General features: G+C 34.7%; 20 protein-coding genes. 11 read left to right on the top strand and 9 right to left on the bottom strand.

Annotated elements, in window-relative coordinates:
* Positions 1-3 precede the first annotated feature (3 nt).
* From SJY30_RS02225 to SJY30_RS02240, 4 genes are all read right to left on the bottom strand, one after another.
* Positions 4-642 carry a hypothetical protein gene (locus tag SJY30_RS02225; protein ID WP_396633991.1) on the bottom strand — a complete coding sequence of 213 codons (639 nt, stop codon included), beginning with the start codon at positions 640-642 and terminating at the stop codon, positions 4-6.
* 311 nt (positions 643-953) lie between these two features.
* Positions 954-1,793: a universal stress protein gene (locus SJY30_RS02230; RefSeq protein ID WP_396633992.1), complete on the bottom strand. Its 840-nt coding sequence runs from the start codon at positions 1,791-1,793 to the stop codon at positions 954-956.
* A 64-nt stretch (positions 1,794-1,857) separates the two neighbouring features.
* Positions 1,858-2,706 carry a universal stress protein gene (locus tag SJY30_RS02235; RefSeq protein WP_396633993.1) on the bottom strand — a complete coding sequence of 283 codons (849 nt, stop codon included), beginning with the start codon at positions 2,704-2,706 and terminating at the stop codon, positions 1,858-1,860.
* Positions 2,707-2,711: 5 nt separating this feature from the next.
* The gene (locus tag SJY30_RS02240) at positions 2,712-3,545 is read right to left on the bottom strand and encodes a universal stress protein (RefSeq protein WP_396633994.1); all 834 of its coding nucleotides are present in this window, start codon (positions 3,543-3,545) and stop codon (positions 2,712-2,714) included.
* A gap of 119 nt (positions 3,546-3,664) precedes the next feature.
* Here SJY30_RS02240 and SJY30_RS02245 point away from each other — a divergent pair, with 119 nt between their 5' ends.
* Positions 3,665-3,958 (top strand): thioredoxin family protein, encoded by a 294-nt coding sequence (locus SJY30_RS02245; RefSeq protein WP_396633995.1) that lies wholly within the window; start codon positions 3,665-3,667, stop codon positions 3,956-3,958.
* A gap of 18 nt (positions 3,959-3,976) precedes the next feature.
* Here SJY30_RS02245 and SJY30_RS02250 read toward each other — a convergent pair whose 3' ends face one another.
* The 3 genes from SJY30_RS02250 to SJY30_RS02260 are packed head-to-tail and all read right to left on the bottom strand — an operon-like array spanning position 3,977 to position 6,554.
* A complete protein-coding gene (locus tag SJY30_RS02250; RefSeq protein ID WP_396633996.1) occupies positions 3,977-4,816 on the bottom strand; it encodes a universal stress protein in 840 nt (279 codons plus the stop codon).
* Between the two features lie 33 nt (positions 4,817-4,849).
* On the bottom strand, positions 4,850-5,692 hold the full coding sequence (locus SJY30_RS02255; RefSeq protein ID WP_396633997.1) for a universal stress protein: 843 nt from the start codon (positions 5,690-5,692) through the stop codon (positions 4,850-4,852).
* Between the two features lie 16 nt (positions 5,693-5,708).
* Positions 5,709-6,554: a universal stress protein gene (locus SJY30_RS02260; protein ID WP_396633998.1), complete on the bottom strand. Its 846-nt coding sequence runs from the start codon at positions 6,552-6,554 to the stop codon at positions 5,709-5,711.
* Positions 6,555-6,834: 280 nt separating this feature from the next.
* Here SJY30_RS02260 and upp point away from each other — a divergent pair, with 280 nt between their 5' ends.
* Positions 6,835-7,488, top strand: coding sequence for a uracil phosphoribosyltransferase (upp, locus tag SJY30_RS02265; RefSeq protein WP_396633999.1), 654 nt, complete (start codon positions 6,835-6,837; stop codon positions 7,486-7,488).
* Here the strand turns inward: upp and SJY30_RS02270 are convergent, their stop codons facing one another.
* Positions 7,489-9,996 (bottom strand): cation-translocating P-type ATPase, encoded by a 2,508-nt coding sequence (locus SJY30_RS02270; protein ID WP_396634000.1) that lies wholly within the window; start codon positions 9,994-9,996, stop codon positions 7,489-7,491.
* Positions 9,997-10,142: 146 nt separating this feature from the next.
* On the opposite strand from SJY30_RS02270, the gene SJY30_RS02275 reads away from it, so the two are divergent.
* On the top strand, positions 10,143-10,901 hold the full coding sequence (locus SJY30_RS02275; protein WP_396634001.1) for a sigma-70 family RNA polymerase sigma factor: 759 nt from the start codon (positions 10,143-10,145) through the stop codon (positions 10,899-10,901).
* A 65-nt stretch (positions 10,902-10,966) separates the two neighbouring features.
* Here the strand turns inward: SJY30_RS02275 and SJY30_RS02280 are convergent, their stop codons facing one another.
* Complete coding sequence (locus SJY30_RS02280; protein ID WP_396634002.1) at positions 10,967-11,428, bottom strand: pyridoxamine 5'-phosphate oxidase family protein; 462 nt, start codon at positions 11,426-11,428, stop codon at positions 10,967-10,969.
* A 195-nt stretch (positions 11,429-11,623) separates the two neighbouring features.
* Between SJY30_RS02280 and SJY30_RS02285 the strand changes: the two genes are divergently transcribed.
* The 8 genes from SJY30_RS02285 (at position 11,624) to SJY30_RS02320 (ending at position 22,859) form a co-directional block, all read left to right on the top strand.
* Positions 11,624-13,771, top strand: coding sequence for a VIT domain-containing protein (locus SJY30_RS02285; RefSeq protein WP_396634003.1), 2,148 nt, complete (start codon positions 11,624-11,626; stop codon positions 13,769-13,771).
* Between the two features lie 235 nt (positions 13,772-14,006).
* The gene (locus SJY30_RS02290) at positions 14,007-14,570 is read left to right on the top strand and encodes a hypothetical protein (protein WP_396634004.1); all 564 of its coding nucleotides are present in this window, start codon (positions 14,007-14,009) and stop codon (positions 14,568-14,570) included.
* 21 nt (positions 14,571-14,591) lie between these two features.
* Positions 14,592-15,485 carry an SH3 domain-containing protein gene (locus SJY30_RS02295; protein ID WP_396634005.1) on the top strand — a complete coding sequence of 298 codons (894 nt, stop codon included), beginning with the start codon at positions 14,592-14,594 and terminating at the stop codon, positions 15,483-15,485.
* Between the two features lie 9 nt (positions 15,486-15,494).
* Positions 15,495-16,526, top strand: coding sequence for a hypothetical protein (locus SJY30_RS02300; RefSeq protein ID WP_396634006.1), 1,032 nt, complete (start codon positions 15,495-15,497; stop codon positions 16,524-16,526).
* Between the two features lie 92 nt (positions 16,527-16,618).
* The gene (locus SJY30_RS02305) at positions 16,619-19,600 is read left to right on the top strand and encodes a two-component regulator propeller domain-containing protein (RefSeq protein ID WP_396634007.1); all 2,982 of its coding nucleotides are present in this window, start codon (positions 16,619-16,621) and stop codon (positions 19,598-19,600) included.
* A 6-nt stretch (positions 19,601-19,606) separates the two neighbouring features.
* Positions 19,607-20,356, top strand: a complete 750-nt coding sequence (locus tag SJY30_RS02310; RefSeq protein ID WP_396634008.1) for a LytR/AlgR family response regulator transcription factor — start codon at positions 19,607-19,609, stop codon at positions 20,354-20,356.
* 28 nt (positions 20,357-20,384) lie between these two features.
* Positions 20,385-20,822 (top strand): DUF4262 domain-containing protein, encoded by a 438-nt coding sequence (locus tag SJY30_RS02315; protein WP_396634009.1) that lies wholly within the window; start codon positions 20,385-20,387, stop codon positions 20,820-20,822.
* A 396-nt stretch (positions 20,823-21,218) separates the two neighbouring features.
* Entirely contained in the window at positions 21,219-22,859 is a 1,641-nt protein-coding gene (locus SJY30_RS02320) for a TldD/PmbA family protein (RefSeq protein ID WP_036155444.1), read from the top strand.
* Positions 22,860-22,871 lie beyond the last annotated feature (12 nt).

The following is a 22,871-nucleotide window of genomic DNA, read 5'->3' on the forward strand; positions in this document are numbered from 1 at the left end:
TACTTATTCCACTTGAGAAGTAAAAACCAAATCTTGATCTTCCATCGCAACGATAATCATTTTAACGTAATCTTTAATTGCCTTATCAATATTGTTAGGCTCAGTGATTTCGATGATTCCCCTCCATATCATAGCTCTTTCTTTACCTTCACAAATGCAATATAAAGTAGTCTCTGCATGATAAATTGTATATTGGTCGTAGTAGTTGTCATCGTAATAAATACCTTGATGTTCTAAATAATCATCGTTGAATCTAGACTGGTGGTCATCCCATCTAGAGATAGATTTTACAAAGTTCTCGCGATTTTCAGACCCTATGATTTTGGTAAGTAAAATAGCGTCAAAATCCTTGTCTAAAAGACTTTGTTCCACATCGTCTAGTTCTTTTTCGGTCTTACGGGAATCGGTCAGCGAAAGGTCGAAAATGTCTATACTGCGCCATGCTTCTACATCTCTACTAGTAAATTCTTTTTGTAATTTGGTTTCAAAATCTTCTCGTGTATCATCATTTTGTGCCATACCTACAATTAGGACCTTATTGGCATTGAATATTACGATATCTGGGTTTTTCCAGTTTTCTACTAAACTAATAGAAGAACAGCCCATCAACATTAAAGAGAACAAAACAATAAACTTTTTCATGGCACAGGTATGTTTTATTTTTTTCGAAGATACTTTATACACGAACTTGTAAAAATGACTATTATCAGTTCTCTATTACAGTAAACAAGAATATAAATGCATATTAAAGAATAGGTCAATACTTTCTTCAAATTATAAATATGGCAGTTGAATCGCTATTATCTCTAAATCTTAATGCAAAAATTTGTAATAAAAAAACCGCCTATGAAGTGAATTCTTTGACGGTTTAACTTTAGACATCAATCAACCAAGGATGTCTAAAATATGTTATGATTATTTTATTTGTCTGTAGGTATCAATTCTAAAACATCTTAATGTAATGCTAGTATGGGAACATCACTATCATAACCAATCTCTTTAATTAAGGGTCTAGAGAAAACATTTCCAAAAAAGAAGTGTTTACGGTTTATGAAAGACACCATATCGCTTTCTCTACTTTCAACAAAGCTCTGTATACCTTTACCTAGATTTTTTTCGGTAAGTGTGTGAAATTGGTGTGCGGTCTCACTTAATATTAATGATAACAATTGCTTGTTGCTCTGTTGAGTTTTAGTAAGTCCTTTATTCTTTTCTAAATGTAAAATGGCAATTTCAGCATGATGCATATTAGCCAATTCTATAAGGTATCTAAATTCTGATCTTTTGTATACATCTTTATAGTCTGTAGGAAAAACAATTTCTTTAGGAGACATAAATGATACATGCTCAGGTATTGCAAGCACTGGGCATTCCCTGATTTTTTCCATTGCCATTACAGTATTACTACCAAATAACACACCTTTAGATCCGGTAGCCCCTTTTGTTCCCATAGCCACTAAATCAATGTCTTTTTCACTTATAATTTTCTTTATAGCTTCTGATAGGAAATTAGATGTAGATTCGGTATAATAATTATGCTTAAGGTTTTCTGGGTGTAAGGCCAAGGTATCTAATAGCTTCACAAAGTTTTTTTCAGAATCCTCTTTTGCTTGCTCATATACGGCGCTCCCTTCTTCTGGTATATTTAAGCTATTAGTAGTGTACTTTTCAAAACTGAATACATTTAAAAAATAAAAGTCACAGTTTAATTTGGCGTACAAATCAACAGTATATCTAATTGCGTTTAAAGCATTTTTAGAAAAATCGGTAGGTATTAAAATACGCTTGTTCATTGTTAAATGATTTAGATTGTTCTATAAATATATTGTCCAGTTAACTGAATAACTATGATAAATATCAGTCTTGTACCGGTAGAATCAGAAACGGAATAGTGGCATAGATACTTAAATCCATAATTACGGGTTCATGTAAAAAACGTTCAAAGAATTTTCTTCTATGATACGCCATTGCCAACATATTGATTTCTCTTTCAGCTATAAAATCCTGAATAACATTTGCCTTATCGGCATAGTTCCAAATCTCATCATAGCTGTGCGGTGTATTTAATAAGCAGGTATCTAATAGTTTTTGATTGGATACCTGTTTAGAAGTCATTAATTCCTCTTCATTAATATGCAGAACTGCAACTGAAGCATCTGAAATTGACGCGATATCTAACAACATAGAAATCGAATTTTTAGTACATCCTTTTTTATAATCGGTAACAAAAGCGATTTCTTCAATAGGTTTAAAGGCAATCTCTCTAGGTATGGCCAGAATGGGACATGTAGTAATAGTATTGGCAATTTGAATGGTATTGCTGCCCATAAATAATTCTTTGGCGCCTGTTTTACCTTTGTTACCCATAACTACCAAATCAATATCATGAGTATCAATCGTTTTGGATATTACACTGGCAAGACTTCCATTACTAGAAATGGTATTGAATTTGTGTATTTCATTACCCGTGTCAAGTACAATTTTATGTGCTGTTTTTGTCAAGTTTTCTTGAGATTGTTTTTCTAAAAGCTCCATCTCTTTCTTACCTGTAAATAGTGCGTTTTTTGCACTCAAAATAATATCATCATAGGCATGAACTATATGAAATGTGCATGCTGTTGATTCAAAAATTTGGGTAGCATAAAAAAGCGCGTTATAGGCTTTATTAGAAAAATCTGTTGCTACAAGAATGTTTTTGGTTTTCATAGTTATTATTGTGGAATTACTAAAAATGGCACTGTTACATGAAAGCCTATTTTCTTGATTACAGGCTCAATAAACAAACGTTCTAAAAAGGTATGCTTGTTTTGTACCATGACTAATAAGTTTATTTTTTGCTTTATCTGAAATTCATTTATGGCCGCAATAATCTCATTACATTTAACTTCATGGAAAAATCCGCTCTCAGATAATACTTTACTCAATTGTTTTTTATTATTTTCCTGAGTAGGAGTAAGAACATCCCCAGTATCAACATGCATTACATTTACTTGCGATACGTGAGAATTGGTGATCTTTAATAATTGTGCCAAACTTTTTTTATCTAATGACACTTCAAAATCATTTGGGAAAAGTATTTGCGTAGGTGCTTCGTATTCAAATTTTGAAGGAATGACCAAAACTGGACATTTAGAATTTTTGATAACGTGCACTGTATTGGTACCTAACAAAATTTCTTTGGCACCTGTAGCGCCTTGGGTTCCCATTACAACAATATCTATACCCTCGGCTTCCACCGTTCTGGTAACTTCACTAGAAAGCACGTTTAGCGCAGAATGGGTAATGAAAGTATGTAAAGGATTATCAAATTCTTTTAGTAATTTCTCTTTGAGGTTTTCAAGGTTGTCTTGAGAATTCTGCTGTACAAGATCTCCAAGACCTATTTGCGCCGGACTCCCCATTAAATATTCGGTATGGTAAACAGGTGGCATATAACTATTCAGAAGATAAAAAGTACATTTTATATCTTTATATAAAGTGAGTCCGTAACGTATTGCTGTTAAGGAGTTTTGAGAGAAATCTGTGGGAAATAGAATACGTGTCATAGTACTGTCATTTGATGAATTAAAATTAGGTACTGTAGATTACAAATAGTATGATATTGGTCATTAGTAGTTCTTTTTTTAATAGCTAGTATTAAGAAGCAAATACAAAATCGATGTAAATGAAATTTAGAAAAAGTATAGGTTCGACTACCCCTACATTGGTTTATTTTTATGCACCTTGGTGTGTACCTTGTAAATTATTAAGACCAGTTGTAGACCAAGTGGTTGGGGAGTTCGGTGAAGCAATACAAAGCATTGAAATAGATGTAGAAATTGAAAAGGGAAAAGTAAGAAGATATAAAATTAAAGGTGTACCGACCTTAATACTTTTTAAGAACGGTACACCTCTTTGGCGGCATACAGGTGTAATGCCAATCGAAGATATTAGAATAGCCATAAAAGAGCATATGTAATGCTTAAGCTATTCAGTATTATTCGTGTATGACTAAGAATGGCACTTTCGTGTGATAGCTTATTTTTTCAACAGTCGGTCTAAATAGAATACGCTCTAAAAAGTTTAGATTTTTTGCGACCATTATGAGCATATCTAGATCTCTACTTTCTGTAAAACATTGAACAGATTCATCTATATGTTTCCCTGTAACTTCGTGAAAGGTGCATTCCATTTCCTTATAATAATCTAGGAATAAATTTTTAATTTTTAGTTGATTAGCACTTAGTTCTTCACCTTTACTAGAAACATATAGCAATCGTAAAGCAGATTTTTTTAGCAGGATGATATCTTTGATGGTATCAAGTATTCTAACGTCGTATGATAAATTTAAATCGGACGGAAAACCTACTTCTTCTACTTTATCATAAGTAGCATCCTCTGGTACAGCTAATAATGTACATGGTACTTTTGTAATAACATTACCTGTATTACTACCCATAGCCACAGATTGAAGACCAGAGGCCCCTTTTGTACCCATTATTATAAGTTCAATACTCTTTTCTTTGACAAAATCTTTAAGCTGATCAGTTAAAAAGCCATAGATAGCTTTAAAATGAAATTCATGCTTAACGTTTAGTGGTAGTTGTTCTATTTTTTTACTAAGAGCTTTAAGTTGTTCTCTACTCTCTGCCAATATTGAGGTCTCTAAAATTTCTGGAGATACGTACATCGCAGCTTCTCCACTAGCAGTTGTATTAATGGCATTAACGTGAACAATATGAAAATTACAGTGTGTTTTCTGGTAAAAAGAAATTCCGTAAACCAATGCGTTCCAAGCGTTATCTGAGAAATCTGTAGGTATTAGTATATTTTTCATTGTAGTAGTTTAAATATTAGAAAAGATGACCTGTTACTGGGGTAAGAATAAAACCGGAATTTTTGAATGAAAAGCGATTTTTTTTACAACAGGTTCGCCTATAACATTCTCCCAAAAAGTATGTTGATGGCGTAGTATGGTCAAGAAGCTTGAATTTTTCTCTTCAGCATACAGGTCAATACTCTTAGAAATATTGATTTCAAAAGGTATGTTCTTAAATTTAATATCGAACCCGGTTAATCGTTCCTTTAAAACTTCTTTATGTGCCTCTTGATGATCATTTAAAATGAATTCTATAGCCACATGCACTATTTCAATATTGGCATTCCAAAGCTTACTAAGCTCGATAATAGGGTCAAATAAATTTTTGGTGTAGGGTGCGCTAAAATCAGTTGCGAAAAGTATTGACTTTAGGCTTTGAAAATTAAAACCGGTCGGTACCACAAGAATGGGAATGCTTTTTATTAGATTTAATACTTTTACCGTGTTACTACCTAAGAAAACTTCTTTGGCACCAGTGGCACCTTGTGTACCCATAATTAGCATGTCGATATCATTTTTGTTCAATACAGACTCCACTGCGTCTTCTAAATTTCCTGGTTTTGATAACGTCGTAAATTGGTGCTTTGCGTTTTTGTGGTTTTTTTCTAGATATGAGAGCACCTCTTGGAGTTCTTCTACAGAATATTTTGAAAGCGAATCATATATAACACCCATCCTTTGTTGGCTTTTGGAGCCCATTAAATTTAAAGGTGTTGGTTCATAAGCATGCAGTAAGTAAAAATGACAATCTACTTCTGTGTACACTTTTAATGCAGTAAAAATGGCATTCCATGCATTATCTGAGAAATCTGTTGTAATCAGTATCTTTTTCATAGTAGAATAACTTTAATTAGCGGGGTAGATTTTGCATTACCATAAACGGAATAGTAGATGAAAGACCCATTTCATCAATAGTGGATTGGTATAGTAAATCTTCTAAAAAAGAATGTCTTGAGTTAACCATTACTAGTAAATCTATATCATGCTCTTTTATATATTCGGTAATCGCATGTGCCCTGTTCTTGACACCGGTTCTTGTAAATGATAATCTAGCATGGGGTAAAGATTCTTCTAAGAATTTTTTGTTATCTAGTTGTCTAAGACTTAAATCTTCAAAGTCAGAGATGTATAAACTAATAACCTCTGCTTTGAACTCTCCTGCCATAATATCCAGTAGTTTTAATTCTCGACGTTTATAAGGAAGCATGTAGTTACTTGGAAATAGTATTTTCTTAGGTTGGTTATAACTATATTGATCGGGTACAGCCAAAACCGGACATTTCACGTACTTAAATACTTGCACGGTGTTACTGCCAAAGGTGATTTTAGAACTGGCGGTTTTACCTTTGGTACCCATAATTATTAAGTCGATATTTTTTGAATCGGCAAAATCGTTAATGGCATCAACCAGAGATTCAAAAGATGAAATTGCCTCGTATTTATGAAGCGGGTTATGTGTTTTTGTTTGCGTATCCGCAACAAGCTTCTGTAATTTATTCTCAGATTCTTCAGCAATACTATTTTTTTGTTTGTCGAATGTATCCTTGTCTACATTATGATATGGTCCATATACTTCATCTGCATATGCATGTATAAAATAAAAATTGGTACGCTCACACTTAAAAATATTAAGGGCATATGCAATCGCGTGATCAGCATTGCTCGAGAAATCTGTAGGAATGAGAATATTTTTCATAGCTTTCTTTTATTGATACTTAAAAGTATTGGAGGGTATGAAAAAAACCTATGATAAATATCATAAGCAGTAAAAGCAAATCATAAGTTTTGCTTTTTAGTAGCTGATTTTCAATATTTTAACAAAAAGAAAGACAATCGTAAATCTAGATGAAGATAGTATGGGTAATATATTGTCGTATACAGTTTCATTATATTTTTAAAAAACTTGAGGTCGTTAATAGCCATTTTCATAATGACAAGTTTTATTTTTGAAAGCAGTACCTTAAAAAATAGCATTTATGACCATTCATAATTTAGGAGACCAAAATTCAGTTCTCAACCAGTTTATTTCAGAAATACGCGATGTAAAGATTCAAAAAGACCCTATGCGATTTCGTAGAAATATAGAGCGTATAGGAGAGGTACTCGGTTATGAATTCAGTAAAGAACTATCATATAGTTCTAAAAATATAGAAACTCCGCTTGGTAATAAGACCATGCATTTAAGCCAAGATCAAGTAGTTATATGTTCTATATTAAGAGCAGGTTTACCATTGCACCAAGGGCTTTTAAATTATTTTGATGCGGCTGAAAACGCATTTATATCAGCCTATCGTAAACATAAAAACAACGAAGATGATTTTGAAGTTGTAGTCGATTATTTTGCTGCACCTTCTTTAGAAGGTAAGGTTCTTGTACTTACAGATCCTATGTTAGCAACAGGCAGAACCTTAGAAAATGTATTGGAAGGTCTACAAAAACATGGTACGCCCAAACAAATTCATATTGTCTCTGTTATAGGCTCTCAGCAAGGTATTGACTTTGTAAAAAGTGTTTTCCCAACCGATACTCACTTATGGATTGCCGCAGTAGATCCAGAATTGAATGCTCGCGGTTACATTATACCGGGTATAGGCGATGCTGGTGATTTAGCATATGGCGAAAAGCTATAATCATACTTTTTTCTTAGCGCGTTTTGCTGCTTTTACAAATTCGTACCAAAGAACGGAGATGGCACCTATAATAATGGTCAAACCTAACTGAGATAGCGTTAGACTTTCAAATTCAAAAAAGATGGCTAACACAGGTATATAGATTATCGCTAATGAAAGAATGATCGTTAAACCTATAATTAGCGGAACCAAATTATTTTTGTATTTCAAGGTTGTAAATATGGAATAATAGAAAGAACGATTGACTAAAGTCAAAAAGATATTGGCGACTATTAACACCGTAAAAACCATAGTTCTAGTCGTATTCTCAGAGAACCCAACAGCCACTGTATATTGATAAATTACTAATGCACCCATAGTTATTGCTAAACCCTGTATAACACTGGTAGTTAATTCTTTATAGTTAAAGAAAGTAGTTGAAAAAGGTCTCGGTTTTTTGAACATGAGGTTCTTCTCTAGAGGTTCATTTTCAAAAATGATAGAGCATGTTGGTCCCATAATCAATTCTAAAATAATAACATGGGAGGGTGAAAATATATTTGGATAGATCCACCGTAACGCCAAGGGTATAAATACAGTAAGAATGATGGGTATGTGTATAGAGATGATATACTGAATTGCCTTTTTTAAGTTGGTGTATATTTTTCTACCCATGGCAACGGCATCTACCATTCTAGATAGGTCATCATCAACCAAAATAAGGGATGCCGCTTGCTTGGCAATTTCGGTGCCTTTTTTACCCATGGCAATACCAATATGTGAAGCCTTTAAAGCAGGGCCGTCATTTACACCATCACCGGTCATGGCAACAACTTCATTGTTTTTCTTTAATGCATTTACAATTCTCAGTTTCGCATCGGGGAACATTCTATAGAATACGTTGATGTGCTTTACTTTTTCTTGTAATTCGGTATCTGTTAGTTGCATTAACTCATCGCCAGAAATACATTTTTCGTATCCTTTAAAATTGATTTGTTTGGCGATTGCCATAGCGGTATTAGCATTATCACCAGTAACCAGTTTCACTTGTATGCCAGCACTATCAAAGTCCTTCAAAACTTGTGAGATGTTTTCTTTTGGCGGATCATAGAAGGCGATAATTCCCTTAAAATCAAATTTAAAATCTTGTTGTTCTTTTGGGTAATTTTCTCCTTCAAATATCGCCATGCCCACGGCAAGCATTCTAAATCCGTCTTTACCTAATTCGGTAAGTGTGTTTTGTATCATTTCAATTTCAGAAGTAGTAAGATTGGCTACTGCTATAATAGCTTCAGGCGCACCTTTAGCGGCAATAATTTGGTTGCCCTCATCATCCTGGAAAACATGGGTCATCATTGGCGGTTTACCACCTAAGGCGTATTCATGAACCATTTTATAATTGGGGCGCTCATCGTTATCTGTTAAGGTACCATATGCATTATGTATTGCAATTTCCATAGGGTCAAATGGTATTGGTTCACTTGCCCACATAGAAGTAGTTATAAGTTCTTTTTCATTATCGCCTAAAATATCTTTAGTGTTTACTATGTTACCGGTCTTTAATGTGAACAGTTTGGCTAAAGCCATTTTGTTTTGGGTAATAGTACCCGTTTTATCAGTACAAATAACAGTTGCGCTACCTAAGGTTTCAACGGTCTTCATCTGTTTTACGACGATTCCCATTTTCATTAATCGCCACGCGCCTAATGCCATGAAAGTGGTAAATGCTACAGGAATTTCTTCAGGTAAAATACTCATGGCTAAGGTCAATGCCTTTAGTAAACTGTCTAGTACAATACCAGAACGCAGGTAATTTATTCCCCAAACGAGTAGAAATACAACGCCGCCCAAGATGGACATTAATTTCACGAAGTTGAAAATCTTCAGTTCCAAAGGTGTTTTTTCTTCGGTGATGTCTTCAAGGCTTTTGCCTATTTTTCCCAGTTTGGTTAAGTTGCCAATTGCTGTAATTTGGGCAATTGCCAATCCGCTAGCAACGGTACTTCCTGTAAAAATTAAATTATCTGTACTTGTGGCGTCCTTATATACAGAAAGTGATTCGCCGGTTAATATGGATTCATTTACAGAAAAATCATTTGAGTGAACTATAACGCCATCGGCAGAAATGGTAGTGCCTTCTTCAACCATAAGAAAATCACCAACAACAATATCTTGACTATCAATTTCTACAACGGCACCATTACGTATGACCTTGCTTTTTGGGTGGGTAAGGTTTTCGAGATTTTCTAGAGCCTTTCTACTTCTAGAATCTTGAAATAGCGATATGGAGCCAACAAGAACAATGGCAGAAGCCAAAAAAACGCCATCACCATAATTACCGGTTATGAAATATATAGATGAAGCTATGAGTAATAATATGACCATGGGCTCTTTAGCAATACTTTTTAGGGCATTTAAAAAGCTATTTTCTTTTTTGTAATTAAAAGAATTTACACCGTGTTTTTCTTTAGAAGCATCAATCTGTTGGTCTGTGAGTCCGGTAATTCCAAAGTCGGTAGGGTTGATCATATTATTGTTTTTCGGTACTAATTTGTAAAAGGCATATCAAGTACTAAGGTATCTGAAATCTTTAGGGAAGTCACTGATATTTATCATATGATTTACGCCTATAAGATTGCAATTTTATAGTGTAATAACCTTAAAAATAAACTATTATGGAAACTGCCATGAATGATATAAGAATAATAATGAAAGAAACGTATTCTAAACTGGTCTCTTATAAACGAAAAGAGAATAGAGAATCTTTCAATACAGAACTATTAAAGGTACTCCCTCAAATTTACAGATATGTGTCTAAAAGGTTGAATAGTGCCATTGCAAATGGAAAGTTAAATAAAGGTATGTTTAACCCCAGCGATTTTACAGATCAACTTTTTATAGAAGTGTATGATAATATCGATGATATAAAAAGTGAAAATGAATTGCATGTTTTTCTATTCAAAAAAGTAGATGAGCTATTAGAGGATAGTTTGGTAGAGGAGGAGTTTGATCATGTATTTTTTGATAATATAGATACCTATTCCAAACCAGAATGGGATGCCATGGAAGAAAATTATACACAAGACGCCGATGGTGACTTTTTACTTTTAGATGAGATGGATGATAAGTCTTTAGATAAAAGCAATTATTCTCTTAATCATGTATTTATAACCGAGGAAGAAAAGAAATTGGCAGATAAGTTAGATGCTACATTAGATAAAGAACGTATATATAACCATGTACAATTAATATTAGATAAAATGAACCTGCCAATGAGAACGGTATTTGAACTCTTTACTAACGAGGGTTTAACTACAGAAGAAATAGCGTACATACGTAAAACAACCCAAGAACAGGTAGAAGAGTTGTTGGCATCTGCAAGACAACTGCTTAAGAATAGTTTCGAGAAGAGATTTCTTATAGATAGCAATTAAGATTGCAAAAACTCTAAATAAATTCGGGAGTTTTTATAATATTCTAATAGTGATTATTACGGTTTTTAGATATCTGCTTTTCTTGATTTACCATTCATTTCGTTAATATGAATACGAAAAACAATTGGTTTATCTTGATTATCAATTTTTGCAGAAAATTCACTGATGTATTTCGGATGTTCTCCATACTTATCTAAGATAACGTTCTTGACTCCCTCAGAAAATTCATGTAGCATATGCTTGGCGTCAATACGCGAAAGTTCTTCAAAAGTGCCTTGAACTAAAACCGATTTCCATTTTGCGATAGAGACGATTTCATCAATAAACAAACAAACAGCTGTATTTTTTCTCATTTCTTGAATCTTATGACCTTCAGAAGAATAGCTTGTAAGAGTATTTGTATCTGAATCGTAGAAATAGTTAATAGGTACAATATGTGGGCATCCACCAGAAATATAGGCGAGTCTACCAATGTAGTTTAGCTTTAGTAATGCTACACATTCCTTTTCATCTAAATTTCTTCTCATGACCTTATTGTTTTTTGTTGATGCGATAAAAGTATAAATGATTGAATTAGTGATACATGATATTCGTCAGTAGTTGAAAAGCTAAAGTGAACTACGAATTCTAGTTCATAGCCAACGAATACTAAAAGGCACCCATTTTACGAGTAGTTCGCAGTTAGATTTGACTTCAAATAATAATAATCTAAAACTACGATCATGAAACTACTTTACACCTTTTTACTGTGTTGCACCATCTTCACAGGCTTTTCTCAAGATAATGAAAGTCCGTATTTATTGGTATCTACAGAAGATGCGGTTATTCCTTTAAAATCTTCAAAAACAGAAGTTGAAATATCTGGTACTATTGCTCATGTTAGGGTAACGCAGGTATATCAAAATAAGGGAGCAGAGGCAATAGAAGCTAAATACATATTTCCGCTTTCTACACAGGCAGCGGTGCATAAAATGCAGATGACTATTGGTAACCGTATTGTAAATGCCAAAATATTTGAAAAGCAAGAAGCCCAAAAAGTATATGAAACGGCTTTAAGCGAAGGCAAGCGAGCAGCGAAGTTAGACCAAGACAGACCCAACGTGTTTAAAATGAATGTGGGTAATATTATGCCTGGCGATGAAATTGCCATAGATATCTATTACACAGAAATATTGGTGCCTGTAAATGGGGAATATCAATTTATAGCACCAGGTGTTGTGGGTCCAAGGTTTACTGGTGAGAGCACTCAAAATGAAGAGAGTTTCAATATGCCATACACGGCAAAGGGTATTGCAGATAGTTTTGATTTTGATATGACGGTAACCTTGAATGCGGGTATGATCATTCAGAATATAAATAGCACTAGTCATAAAGTAACCGTAAAGCATCCTAATGCGAAAACAGCAGAAGTCTTTTTATCCGAGGATAATATAAATCCGTCGAACAGAGATTTCATTTTAAATTACAACCTAAGAGGTAACCAGATACAAACGGGATTGTTGATGTATGAGGGCGAAGACGAGAATTTCTTTACCTATCAAATGGAGCCAAGTAAAAATGTGGAGTTAGAAGATATTCCGTCACGTGAGTACTTGTTTATTGTAGATGTATCTGGTTCTATGAACGGATACCCTTTAGAAGTTTCAAGACAATTAATGCGAAACCTACTTTGCAATTTACGAATGAGCGACACCTTCAATGTTCAGTTATTCGCATCTAGTTCAACTGTTTTTAGCCCCACACCGGTAGAATCGACCGAGCAGAATATTGAAGCAGCCATTCGTTTTTTATCCGATGGTCAAGGCGGTGGTGGCACCCAATTATTAGGTGCATTACACGAGGCATATAAATTACCTAGAAAAGATATGGGAAGTGCCCGTTCTATGGTCATTATCACTGACGGCTATGTAAGTGTAGAAAAAGAAGCTTTTGAGCTGATCAGCTCAAATTTGGATAAAGCCAATGTATTTACATTCGGTATCGGTTCTAGCGTCAATAGGTATTTAATAGAAGGTATGGCAAAGGTTTCTAATAGTGAATCCTTTATTGCAACGACATCTGAAGAAGCGGCAGAAGTAGCCAAAGACTTTGCTAAATACATTTCTACACCATTATTAACACGAGTAAAAATAGAATCAAAAGGCTTTGATATGTATGACCTAGCCCAAAAGAGTATACCAGATGTATTTGCGGCAAGACCAGTAGTTATCCATGGAAAATATAGGGGCAAGGCAGAAGGGAAAATTATAGTAACCGGCTATCAAGGTAAAAAGCGATTTAGAGAAGTGTATAATGTATCTGATGGGCATTTAAGTAAGCAGAACAAAGCATTACGTTACTTATGGGCAAGAAAGAAAATAGCGGAGTTAGATGATTATAAAAACTTGTTCAATGAAGACGTAAAAGGTGAGGTAGTTGCTTTAGGGTTAAAATACAACCTACTTACCAACTACACTTCTTTTGTAGCGGTAGATGAAGCCATAGTAAATGAGGACGGCTCATTGACCAAAGTGAAGCAACCGTTACCAATGCCTAACAATGTAAATAATTCAGCCGTTGGTGCAGAAGCTGAGGTAAAAGAGAGTAGCAAATTTAAACGCACATTTACCATAGATTTTGAAAACGAAATAGAGAAGAATGTAAAAAGACAATTGACGATGGAGTTCAAAGTGATGTATACCAAACTAATAACCGAGTACTTAAAAAAGTATGAAAGCTTACGCATAAAATTCAATGAACAAGGCAAGGTGATACGTGTAGAGAAACTAGAAAATGGTAGCTGGACAATTGATAAAACTATGCAATCAGAATTGGAGAAAATCAGTTTAAAATCCGTTAAAAAAGAAATGACGTTAACGTTGAAAAAATAGGTAGTTAGTTTTTGTTAGTTGGTTCTCCGAAAGGAGGAGGAGACCTGTGAGATTTGTAAAATCTTGCAGGTTTTTCTTTTGTAATAAACTCAATAAAGAACAGGTGCAGAATAAATAATTACAGCATATTCAACGAATTCTAGATGAGGTGCTACGAATACTAGAACACCCTCTTAAGAGCGCTGTCTCTACTGTAATTTAGTAGTGTAGAAAGAAAACAACTAAAAATAACAGTATGAAAAATTTAATCTTATTCGCCTTTTTATTCAGCATTTGTATCACCAATGCACAGGAGTTTCAATTAACGGATACCTACGATATTACAAACCAAAGAAGTAGTGGTCAAGAAGAGGAAGACACCTGGTTGGTAGATATAATCGAATCAAACAATCCAGAGCGTCTTGTGGCAACATTATCTATCTCAGATTTCGGTTTATTAGATGAAATACGCATCTCGGTTTTAAGTAATCCGGATTTAGAAGATATCAATGAAATCTTAAAAGTAACACTAGAATATAACGCTTGTTGTTCAAGTACAGAAGAGTACTATTATTTGGTAAGTAATGACAATGATTTTATCGCGTTGCCAAGTATAAAAAATGAGTATGCCTACGAACCTATTTTAGACATACACTACATTTTTCCTAACCAATTATTCGGTAAAGAAGGAACCATTTTAAGAGCAGCATTAGAATACACAGAAACAGCTACTATTAAAGACATTAAAGTACTTAGAAGCATCGCCTGGAACGACGATGATTTTGATACTGAAGACGCTATAACAGCAATTAATTATTAATAACCCTTAAAATTTAGAATTATGAAAAATTTGAAGAAAAGTGCCTTATTCCTATGCTTATTTGCATTTGTAAACATGTTCGCCCAAAGTATAGAACAAGTAGAATTTGAAGTGATGGATAAAGATATTCCTGCAGAAGAACTGACTTATGAGTATTTATTGGCTCACAAAGTATTTCTTCGTGAAAAGCCATCTGTTAGAAGTAAAAAAGTAACACTTCTAGATATTGGAACTAAAATGGTACTGTGGGAAAAAAGCATGTACTCTAAAGAAATAGATGGCATCAATAGTCACTGGTACCGAGTAACTACAGGCAATGAAACCGGATGGGTTTGGGGAGGTATGATCGCTCAAAAATCTTTTGGGAGTATTGCAGACAACCAAGTGAAGTTTGTGTACGGTTATGAAAGTAGCGCCAAAAACGAATCAGGTATTACAGAAGTAAAATACCAATTACGTGCCTTTAAAAACGGACAACAATTAGACAAAATGGTGTTAGATAGTTTGGCTGCGATTCCGGTTCATATTGAAAACCACGGTAGTTTAGGTTTGTTCAATGTAGAAGATGTGATTACGGTAGATTTAGCTGATAAAGACACAGGTTACCAAGTAGGTAAAAGCTACCTATTTTGGAATAATGGTAGATTCAAGAAAGTGGCGGATTTAATAGATTATGCAGACACCAATTACTTAAAGACCGAGTCTTTTGTTTTTCCGTCGGATATGCAAGGCGTTAAGAGTACTATTTTACTGAAAACGACCATTACAAAAAACATCAAAACACTTGATGATGCATTGGCTCAAAACAACGTAGAATTCATTACCACTTCGTATGTATGGAATGGCTCTAAGTTGACCAAAAAAGAAGAAGTTCGTGAGATTAAGGATGATGCTTTAGTTAGTATAGACTTTTAAAAAATAATTATGAATAAGTGTTTAATTATAGTATTGGTTAGTGTGCTAATGCTAGGTAGTAAGAAGCCGTTTTCGCAACAGTCGGAGGCGGCACTTGCTTCACCTACCAAAAAAGAAATGGTACAAGAAGCTATTGTTTTTATTGCTGGTTTTGATGAAGGTGATAACACCTATTATAGCAATGCCAAGCAGTATTTTGAAAAACAAGGAATGCCAATTGTAGATAGCTTATATGCTATTGATGAGATTGTAGGTTATTTAAATAATGCAGAAGAAAATCAAGTACGTTTTAAAGAAATACACATTGTAAGTCATAGTAATGCCTGGTTGGGCATGTCGTTGAAAATCAGGGAGAATGGTGAGCGTATTACGGAGAAAAGTTTGCAGAATGCCATTCGTGCGAATAGCATAGAAACAATTTGTAATGATGTTACCAGTGGCTCTAAAATCATATTTCATTCGTGCGGATTAGGGGAAAATCAACCCTTACTTCAAGAATTGAAAAATACGTTTAAAGTAGAGCAAGTAGTGGCGTCCTCATATTTTAATGTATTCGGCGGTAAATATGCCGATCATTATTTGGCAAAGCCTTATTACGGCTACTATCCAACAGCAGAATCTTTGGGTCCTGCGCATCTTGCAAAAGAGTTTCAACAAGAATATCCTGATGTAGCTATCGATTGGTTTACGGCATTAAAGACAAGACAAGAAACTTCATTTGGTAAAGCCTATAGTTTTAAATTCAATATACCGGTAGATTGGGAATTTACTTTTGACAACACAAATGATATACCTACTTTAGAAGACAAAGAAGCAATAATGGATTGGATATCAGAATCTCCAGAAATGGCTGAGGTATTGTTTAAATTGAACATTCCGATAGAAAAATTCCGTTGGAGAAGCAGTGTAAAAGGCAATACACTTAAAATTAAAGGTAAAACGACTGTACTCTGTGTATTGGCACCTATTTTGCAGGCTAATGATACTAGTGAGTACCAAAATACAAACATACGAGACCCGTCATTGTATCAAATATTATAGGCAATATAACGTTAGGTAATTACTTAAAATAGAACACATATTTGAATCTGCTTAGAACATACGTCTTATTGGTATTTTGTTTTTTTGAAACAATGCACTTAGCTGCGCAAAATAGCCAGTTACGAGCATATACCATTGCAGATGGTTTACCGCAGTCTCAAGTATATGATATTGTACAAGATGAAATGGGTTATCTATGGCTAGGAACCCAAGGTGGCGGATTGGCAAATTTTGTCGGAGAAACATTTGAAGTATGGAATGAAAGTGATGGATTACTTTCTAATTATATTGATGCCTTATATACCGCAAATGACTCTCTTTTTGTGGGAACAAGAAAAGGACTTTCCATAAAAATAAAGAACAACTTTGTAAATTTTAATTCCCCACAAATTCTTCAAATCTACACTACTGGAAATGTGCTGTATGTGGGTACCAAAAAAGGACTCTATAGCTATTCTAAAAACAAAGAATTAAGTAAGGTTGTTATCAATCCTGAAATAGATGCTAGCGAAATCAATTCCATTCTTTTTGATGGAAATGACTATTGGTTAGCAACCAATAACGGGCTATGGAAACTGAATGAATTAAGCGATTCAGCAACAGAAAAAATAAAATTAGAAGTCAATAACTTCAAGTCCGTTATTGCACATCAAAACAAAATAATTGCGGCGACTTTCGATGACGGTATTTTTATCATTGATCAAGAAATTAACGATGACAAGTTTCTAATGTCAGAACCATCGCGTATCAATTCCATGTCAATCCAAAATAAAGATGAATTATGGATAGCAACTGATAATGAGGGAATTGCGATTGTAGAAACGAATAAATTCGCTGAGGTCAAGCAACTGAATACAGCTAGTGGTTTGGCAACTCCGCATATACGTAAGGTAGTCAAAGATGACAATGGCAATTTATGGATTGCAACATCTGGTGGCGGATTTTACAAGTACTTTCAGAATAATTTTAAGCACTATAATCAAAGATCAGGTCTTAAAGGAAATCGGGTTTATGCCGTGCATAATGCTGCAGACGGATTATGGTTTTCCACATCAGAAGCTGGTTTGGCAAAAATAGATTCTTCGGGTATTCATTCCTTACCAAGTAAGGGTACTTTTTTCGATGTCAAAATTAAGACAATCGATAGCGATTCAAAAGGCAATATTTGGGCAGGATCAGACAATAGAGGGCTTTTATTTCGAGAAACTAAAATGGTCGATAGTTTGGTTTTTTCCTCTAGTGAAACCTTTTTGATACAGATAGATACGGTTTCCGTAGAAAGAACCACCAATCATATCATTGATGAAAGCAAAGGTTTTCCGTCAGATTGGGTACGTACCGTAATTGCCGAAGATGATTATATCTGGGCGGCAACCTATGCCCACGGTATTGTGAAATTCAATTACTATTCAAATAATGACAGCCTTGTGGTTAGAAAAACCTTTTCTAAGCGAAGTGGTATTACCGATATGCTGATAAAAGGCATGGTAAAAGCACCAGATGGTAATCTGTGGTATTCCACACAAAATGGTCATTTAGGATATATAGAAAATAACAAGGTGACCAGTATTGAAACCGGTTTAGAGCAACAGACCGCAGTTAATAACATTTTGTTTCATGACGATACTATTTTCTTAGGTACATCGGGTAAGGGTATTTGGTATGCAAATAGCACAAACCCTGTAAATTTTCAACAATTAAAAGGAAACAAGAATTTGTCTTCTAATAACATTTATCAGCTCATTTTCGATGACCAAGGGTACATGTGGGCAGGTTCCGAAAGGGGAGTGGATAAAATAGAATTAAATCCTGATAACGAAATTTTAGACGTCTATCACTTTGGTAGAAATGACGGGTTTTTAGGAATAGAAACCTGCATAAATGCCGTAGATAAAGATGACTTTGGAAATCTATGGTTTGGTGCCATTTACGGATTGACTAAACATGTGCCTAGTGAAAGCAAAAAGGCATCTTTACCGCCAACAGTTTATTTTACGGGAGTAGAAGAGCGGTATAAAAGTATAGATTCTATAGTTCTAAAAGACTGGACAAATAGTAACAAGGTGTTACAATTAACGCCCGAACAAACGCAACTAGGTTTTTCATTCAGAACGGTAGATGTGGATCACCCAAATGAAATTGAGTACAGAACACGATTAGATGAAACGGAGTGGAGTCCGTGGGTAAAAGAGAACAAGCAAAATTTTGCGGGTTTGGCTTATGGATCTCATAATTTTCAAGTACAATCTAGAAATTACAGATGGCAAGAAAGTGAACCTATAAATTTCGGTTTTTTTATTGATAGTCCGCTGTATAAAAAAGACTGGTTTCAATGGTCAGTTTTAGCATTGGCAATTGTTGTATTGTTAGGTATAGGATGGTATTATATTCGTAAGATAAAAGCTAAGAACAAAGCGGAGCAAGAACGGTTGAAAACACAGAATTACCTGCTAACCTTAGAGCAGAAAGCGCTTCAATTACAAATGAATCCGCATTTTATATTCAATGTGTTGAATGGAGTAAAAGCGATGGCAGGCAGAAAGCCAGAAAAGATGGATGCCACCATAAACAGCTTCGCCATATTATTGAGAGAAACACTACAGAATTCTAGAAAAGAACATATTAATTTAGACCAAGAAATTAAGGCGTTGCGGCATTATGTAGAAGTAGAGCAGTTAATGGCTCAGAGACCTTTTGAGTATACAATTGATGTTCAAACCAACCCCGATGCAGAAGAGATATTGATTCCGCCAATGTTAATTCAGCCATTTGTAGAAAATGCAATTAGACATGGTATATTGAAAGGCGATAAACCGGGCAAACTTGAGATAGGTTTTAGTACTAGCGAGACCCATTTACAATGTAGTATTATTGATAACGGATTAGGTATTTTCAAATCTCAAAGCGAAAAGCCAAAAACAGACCATCAATCTATGGCATTGACCGTTACCAAAGAAAGGCTAGAATCAATTGCAGGTACCAATACCCTGCATATCAGTGAAATCAAAAATGAAGATGGTAGTATTGAAGGTACCAAGATTACTTTTAAAATACCTTTACTAACAGATTATTAAACACCTATGCATACAGCGATAATAGTAGAAGATATGATTGACGCGTTAACCCTTTTAAAGAAGGATATTGAGACGCAACACCCAGAAATTGAAATTATCGCAACGGCCCAGAGTGTAGTGGAAGCCGCCAAGGTACTGCGTAAGAATCAGCCAGATATTCTGTTTTTGGATATTATGTTGGGTGATGGTACGGGCTTTGATATTTTAGAGATTTTTCCGGATTTAAAATCCAAAATCATATTCGTAACTGCAAGTGATGAATTTGCAATTCGTGCTTTCAAGTTTGCCGCAATCGACTATGTATTAAAACCTTATTCAAATGCCGATTTAAGCCTAGCCATTTCACGAGCAAAAGAGCAGTTACAACCCAATAAAGAACGTTTACAGATTTTAAAGGAAACTATTGCAGCGCCAGAGAAAAAGCCGAACAAGATTTCGCTACATACGCTAGATCAAATTATCATTGTCAGTTTAGATGATATAATAAGGTGTGAATCGGATAGTAATAACACCATTTTTCATCTTCAAGACAAACGCAAGATATTTGTAACAAAGACCTTAAAGTACTTCGCAGAACTTTTAAGTAGTCACGATTTCGTACGTGTTCATCAAAGTCATTTGGTCAACTTGCAATGCATCAGTGCCTATATAAAAACCGATGGAGGTTATTTAATGTTGAAGAATGGAGAGAATGTTCCTGTTTCTGTTCGTAAGAAAACTGAGATTATTGAGATTTTAGATAAGATGCATAGGTAGGGGGAATTTTAAACTATTGAAAACTAATATGGATAAAAATCAAAAAGACAAATATTTTAAAAAGGTTAACACCAATATTTCTAAATATGGATATAACACAACATATGTTATGGAGAAAATTGGATTTACTCCTTTTGGTTATTCAACTGGGATTTACGAAAATTTCAATATACCAGAACTAATTATATCAGGACTACCTAATGGTTTAACGTCAACTTTAGTTCGTAATTACACAGATAAATATAAAGACGGAACCGTACCATTAAATAAGAAAATAGTTGGGTTAATTGATATTTTTCCAGTTTATTTTGTTGAAGTTGCAAATGAGGTTTTGACTGAATATGTTTTAAGTTCAATAAAATATTATGACAAAAGAGACTATAAATATTTGCAATTAATTTTTCCTGATTTAAAAGGTAATTTTCCAAATGAGAAGAATTACAAATATGATCAGAAGATATTTTAAAAGTAAAACTAATTTGATATTATCAATAAATGGCTTCTGATTTTAATTATATCGGCGATAATCATGGCTAGTTAAATTTATATTTATTATTTTAAAAATCTAATCAAGACTGCCCATCCTTTATTTTTCAATTCACCCTTCCGAAGAACAAAAAATCACTACCCCAATTTTATAGTATTCTCAAAAGCGGTACTAATTGTTATAATTTATGTTAAGGTTAACATAATAGTTTCAAAAGCCTAACTATTTTTAGAGGGCACGAATTCAGTTACATATTTCAAACTAACCGTAAGAAGGGATATTCACGAGTTGTCCTTATTACATATGGTAAGCTTAGAAATAGTTGTTTTCTTAAAGAACAACGCTAACAACATTGAAACACTATAAAACTAACACATGAAAAGAAGAGATTTTGTACAGTACGCCGGGTTGGGTGCCGGAGCACTAATGATGCCATCATTATTGCTAGGAAATGACATCCCCACGGAGGCTTTACTAGAACCTGGTATGGATACCTTGGTAAAAAAGAGAATGGCAGATGTGGCATTGAACACCGCCAAATCTTTAGGAGCAACATATGCAGATACCAGAATTGGTAGGTACCTGAACCAATATGTTTTTACTAGGGAAGATAAAGTACAGAATGTTGTAAATACAGAATCTTTCGGTATCGGTATTCGTGTTATTGCTAATGGAACTTGGGGTTTTGCCTCAACCAATAGCGTTACCGAAGACGGTATTAAAAAAGCTACAGAACAAGCTGTTGCAATTGCCAAAGCAAATTCTAAAATTCAAAAAGAGCCGGTAAAATTGGCTCCCGTAAATGCTTACGGAGAAGTTTCTTGGAAAACACCAATCAAAAAGGATTTTAAAGAAGTACCTGTTTCAGAAAAGGTAGACCTTTTATTAAGCGCAAATGCAGCCGCTTTAGATAACGGAGCAAACTTTGTGAACTCCGCTTTATTCATGGTAAATGAACAAAAATACTTTGCATCTACCGATGGTTCTTATATAGATCAAGATATACACCGTTTGTGGCCAACATTAAGGGTAACTGCAGTTGACAAGGCTGCTGGTACTTTTAAGACTAGAGAGAATATGAGTGCTCCCGTAGGTATGGGGTATGAGTATTTAGACGGATTAGAATCTGAAAAACTTGAAGGTCCTGCAGGGTTACGTTTATACAGAAATAGTTATGACATGGTAGAAGATGCTACTATGGCAGCGAAACAAGCTAAAGAAAAACTAACGGCAAAGTCCGTTGATGCCGGTAAATATGATTTGGTATTAGAGCCGAATCACCTTGGACTGACTATTCACGAATCTGTAGGTCACCCATTAGAATTGGATAGAGTATTAGGCTACGAAGCAAATTACGCCGGTACTAGTTTTGCCTCTTTAGATAAGTTGAAATCGGGCAATTTTAAATACGGTAGCGATATTGTAAACCTTGTTGCAGATAAGACCCAAGTTGGTTCTTTAGGGGCTGTTGGATATGATGATGAAGGAGTGAAAGCTAAGAAGTGGGATTTGGTACGTAACGGAGTACTGACAAATTTCCAAGCGATACGTGACCAAGCACATATGATCGGTGAAGAGGAATCTCACGGTTGTTGCTACGCACAAAGCTGGGACGATGTTCAGTTTCAGCGTATGCCTAATGTTTCTTTAGAGCCGGGCAAAGAGAAATATTCTATTTCTGAAATGATCAAAGATGTAGAGAAAGGTATTTATATAGCGGGTCGTGGATCATATTCCATAGATCAGCAACGTTACAATTTCCAATTTGGTGGTACTGTTTTCTATGAAATTAAAAATGGTGAAATCGTGGGCATGTTAGAAGATGTAGCATACCAATCAAATACCCAAGAGTTTTGGAATTCATGTGTTAAGATTTGCGATAAAGATGATTACCGTTTGTTCGGTACATTCTTCGATGGTAAAGGGCAGCCTTCTCAGGTGAGCGCAGTATCTCATGGTAGTTCTACTGCCAGGTTCAATGATGTAAACGTAATTAACACTGGTAGAAACATTTAATTGTTTCACTCA

Source organism: Maribacter sp. R86514 (genome assembly GCF_044597005.1).
Classification (GTDB): domain Bacteria; phylum Bacteroidota; class Bacteroidia; order Flavobacteriales; family Flavobacteriaceae; genus Maribacter.

Excerpts from the sequence above, each read along its gene's own strand:
- SJY30_RS02315 (WP_396634009.1), top strand. The coding sequence starts at position 20,385 with ATGGATAAAAATCAAAAAGACAAATATTTTAAAAAGGTTAACACCAAT.
- upp (WP_396633999.1), top strand. The coding sequence starts at position 6,835 with ATGACCATTCATAATTTAGGAGACCAAAATTCAGTTCTCAACCAGTTT.
- SJY30_RS02280 (WP_396634002.1), bottom strand. The coding sequence starts at position 11,428 with ATGAGAAGAAATTTAGATGAAAAGGAATGTGTAGCATTACTAAAGCTA.
- SJY30_RS02310 (WP_396634008.1), top strand. The coding sequence starts at position 19,607 with ATGCATACAGCGATAATAGTAGAAGATATGATTGACGCGTTAACCCTT.
- SJY30_RS02225 (WP_396633991.1), bottom strand. The coding sequence starts at position 642 with ATGAAAAAGTTTATTGTTTTGTTCTCTTTAATGTTGATGGGCTGTTCT.
- SJY30_RS02235 (WP_396633993.1), bottom strand. The coding sequence starts at position 2,706 with ATGAAAACCAAAAACATTCTTGTAGCAACAGATTTTTCTAATAAAGCC.
- SJY30_RS02275 (WP_396634001.1), top strand. The coding sequence starts at position 10,143 with ATGGAAACTGCCATGAATGATATAAGAATAATAATGAAAGAAACGTAT.
- SJY30_RS02305 (WP_396634007.1), top strand. The coding sequence starts at position 16,619 with ATGCACTTAGCTGCGCAAAATAGCCAGTTACGAGCATATACCATTGCA.
- SJY30_RS02320 (WP_036155444.1), top strand. The coding sequence starts at position 21,219 with ATGAAAAGAAGAGATTTTGTACAGTACGCCGGGTTGGGTGCCGGAGCA.
- SJY30_RS02285 (WP_396634003.1), top strand. The coding sequence starts at position 11,624 with ATGAAACTACTTTACACCTTTTTACTGTGTTGCACCATCTTCACAGGC.
- SJY30_RS02230 (WP_396633992.1), bottom strand. The coding sequence starts at position 1,793 with ATGAACAAGCGTATTTTAATACCTACCGATTTTTCTAAAAATGCTTTA.
- SJY30_RS02270 (WP_396634000.1), bottom strand. The coding sequence starts at position 9,996 with ATGATCAACCCTACCGACTTTGGAATTACCGGACTCACAGACCAACAG.
- SJY30_RS02250 (WP_396633996.1), bottom strand. The coding sequence starts at position 4,816 with ATGAAAAATATACTAATACCTACAGATTTCTCAGATAACGCTTGGAAC.
- SJY30_RS02290 (WP_396634004.1), top strand. The coding sequence starts at position 14,007 with ATGAAAAATTTAATCTTATTCGCCTTTTTATTCAGCATTTGTATCACC.
- SJY30_RS02300 (WP_396634006.1), top strand. The coding sequence starts at position 15,495 with ATGAATAAGTGTTTAATTATAGTATTGGTTAGTGTGCTAATGCTAGGT.
- SJY30_RS02260 (WP_396633998.1), bottom strand. The coding sequence starts at position 6,554 with ATGAAAAATATTCTCATTCCTACAGATTTCTCGAGCAATGCTGATCAC.
- SJY30_RS02245 (WP_396633995.1), top strand. The coding sequence starts at position 3,665 with ATGAAATTTAGAAAAAGTATAGGTTCGACTACCCCTACATTGGTTTAT.
- SJY30_RS02255 (WP_396633997.1), bottom strand. The coding sequence starts at position 5,692 with ATGAAAAAGATACTGATTACAACAGATTTCTCAGATAATGCATGGAAT.
- SJY30_RS02240 (WP_396633994.1), bottom strand. The coding sequence starts at position 3,545 with ATGACACGTATTCTATTTCCCACAGATTTCTCTCAAAACTCCTTAACA.
- SJY30_RS02295 (WP_396634005.1), top strand. The coding sequence starts at position 14,592 with ATGAAAAATTTGAAGAAAAGTGCCTTATTCCTATGCTTATTTGCATTT.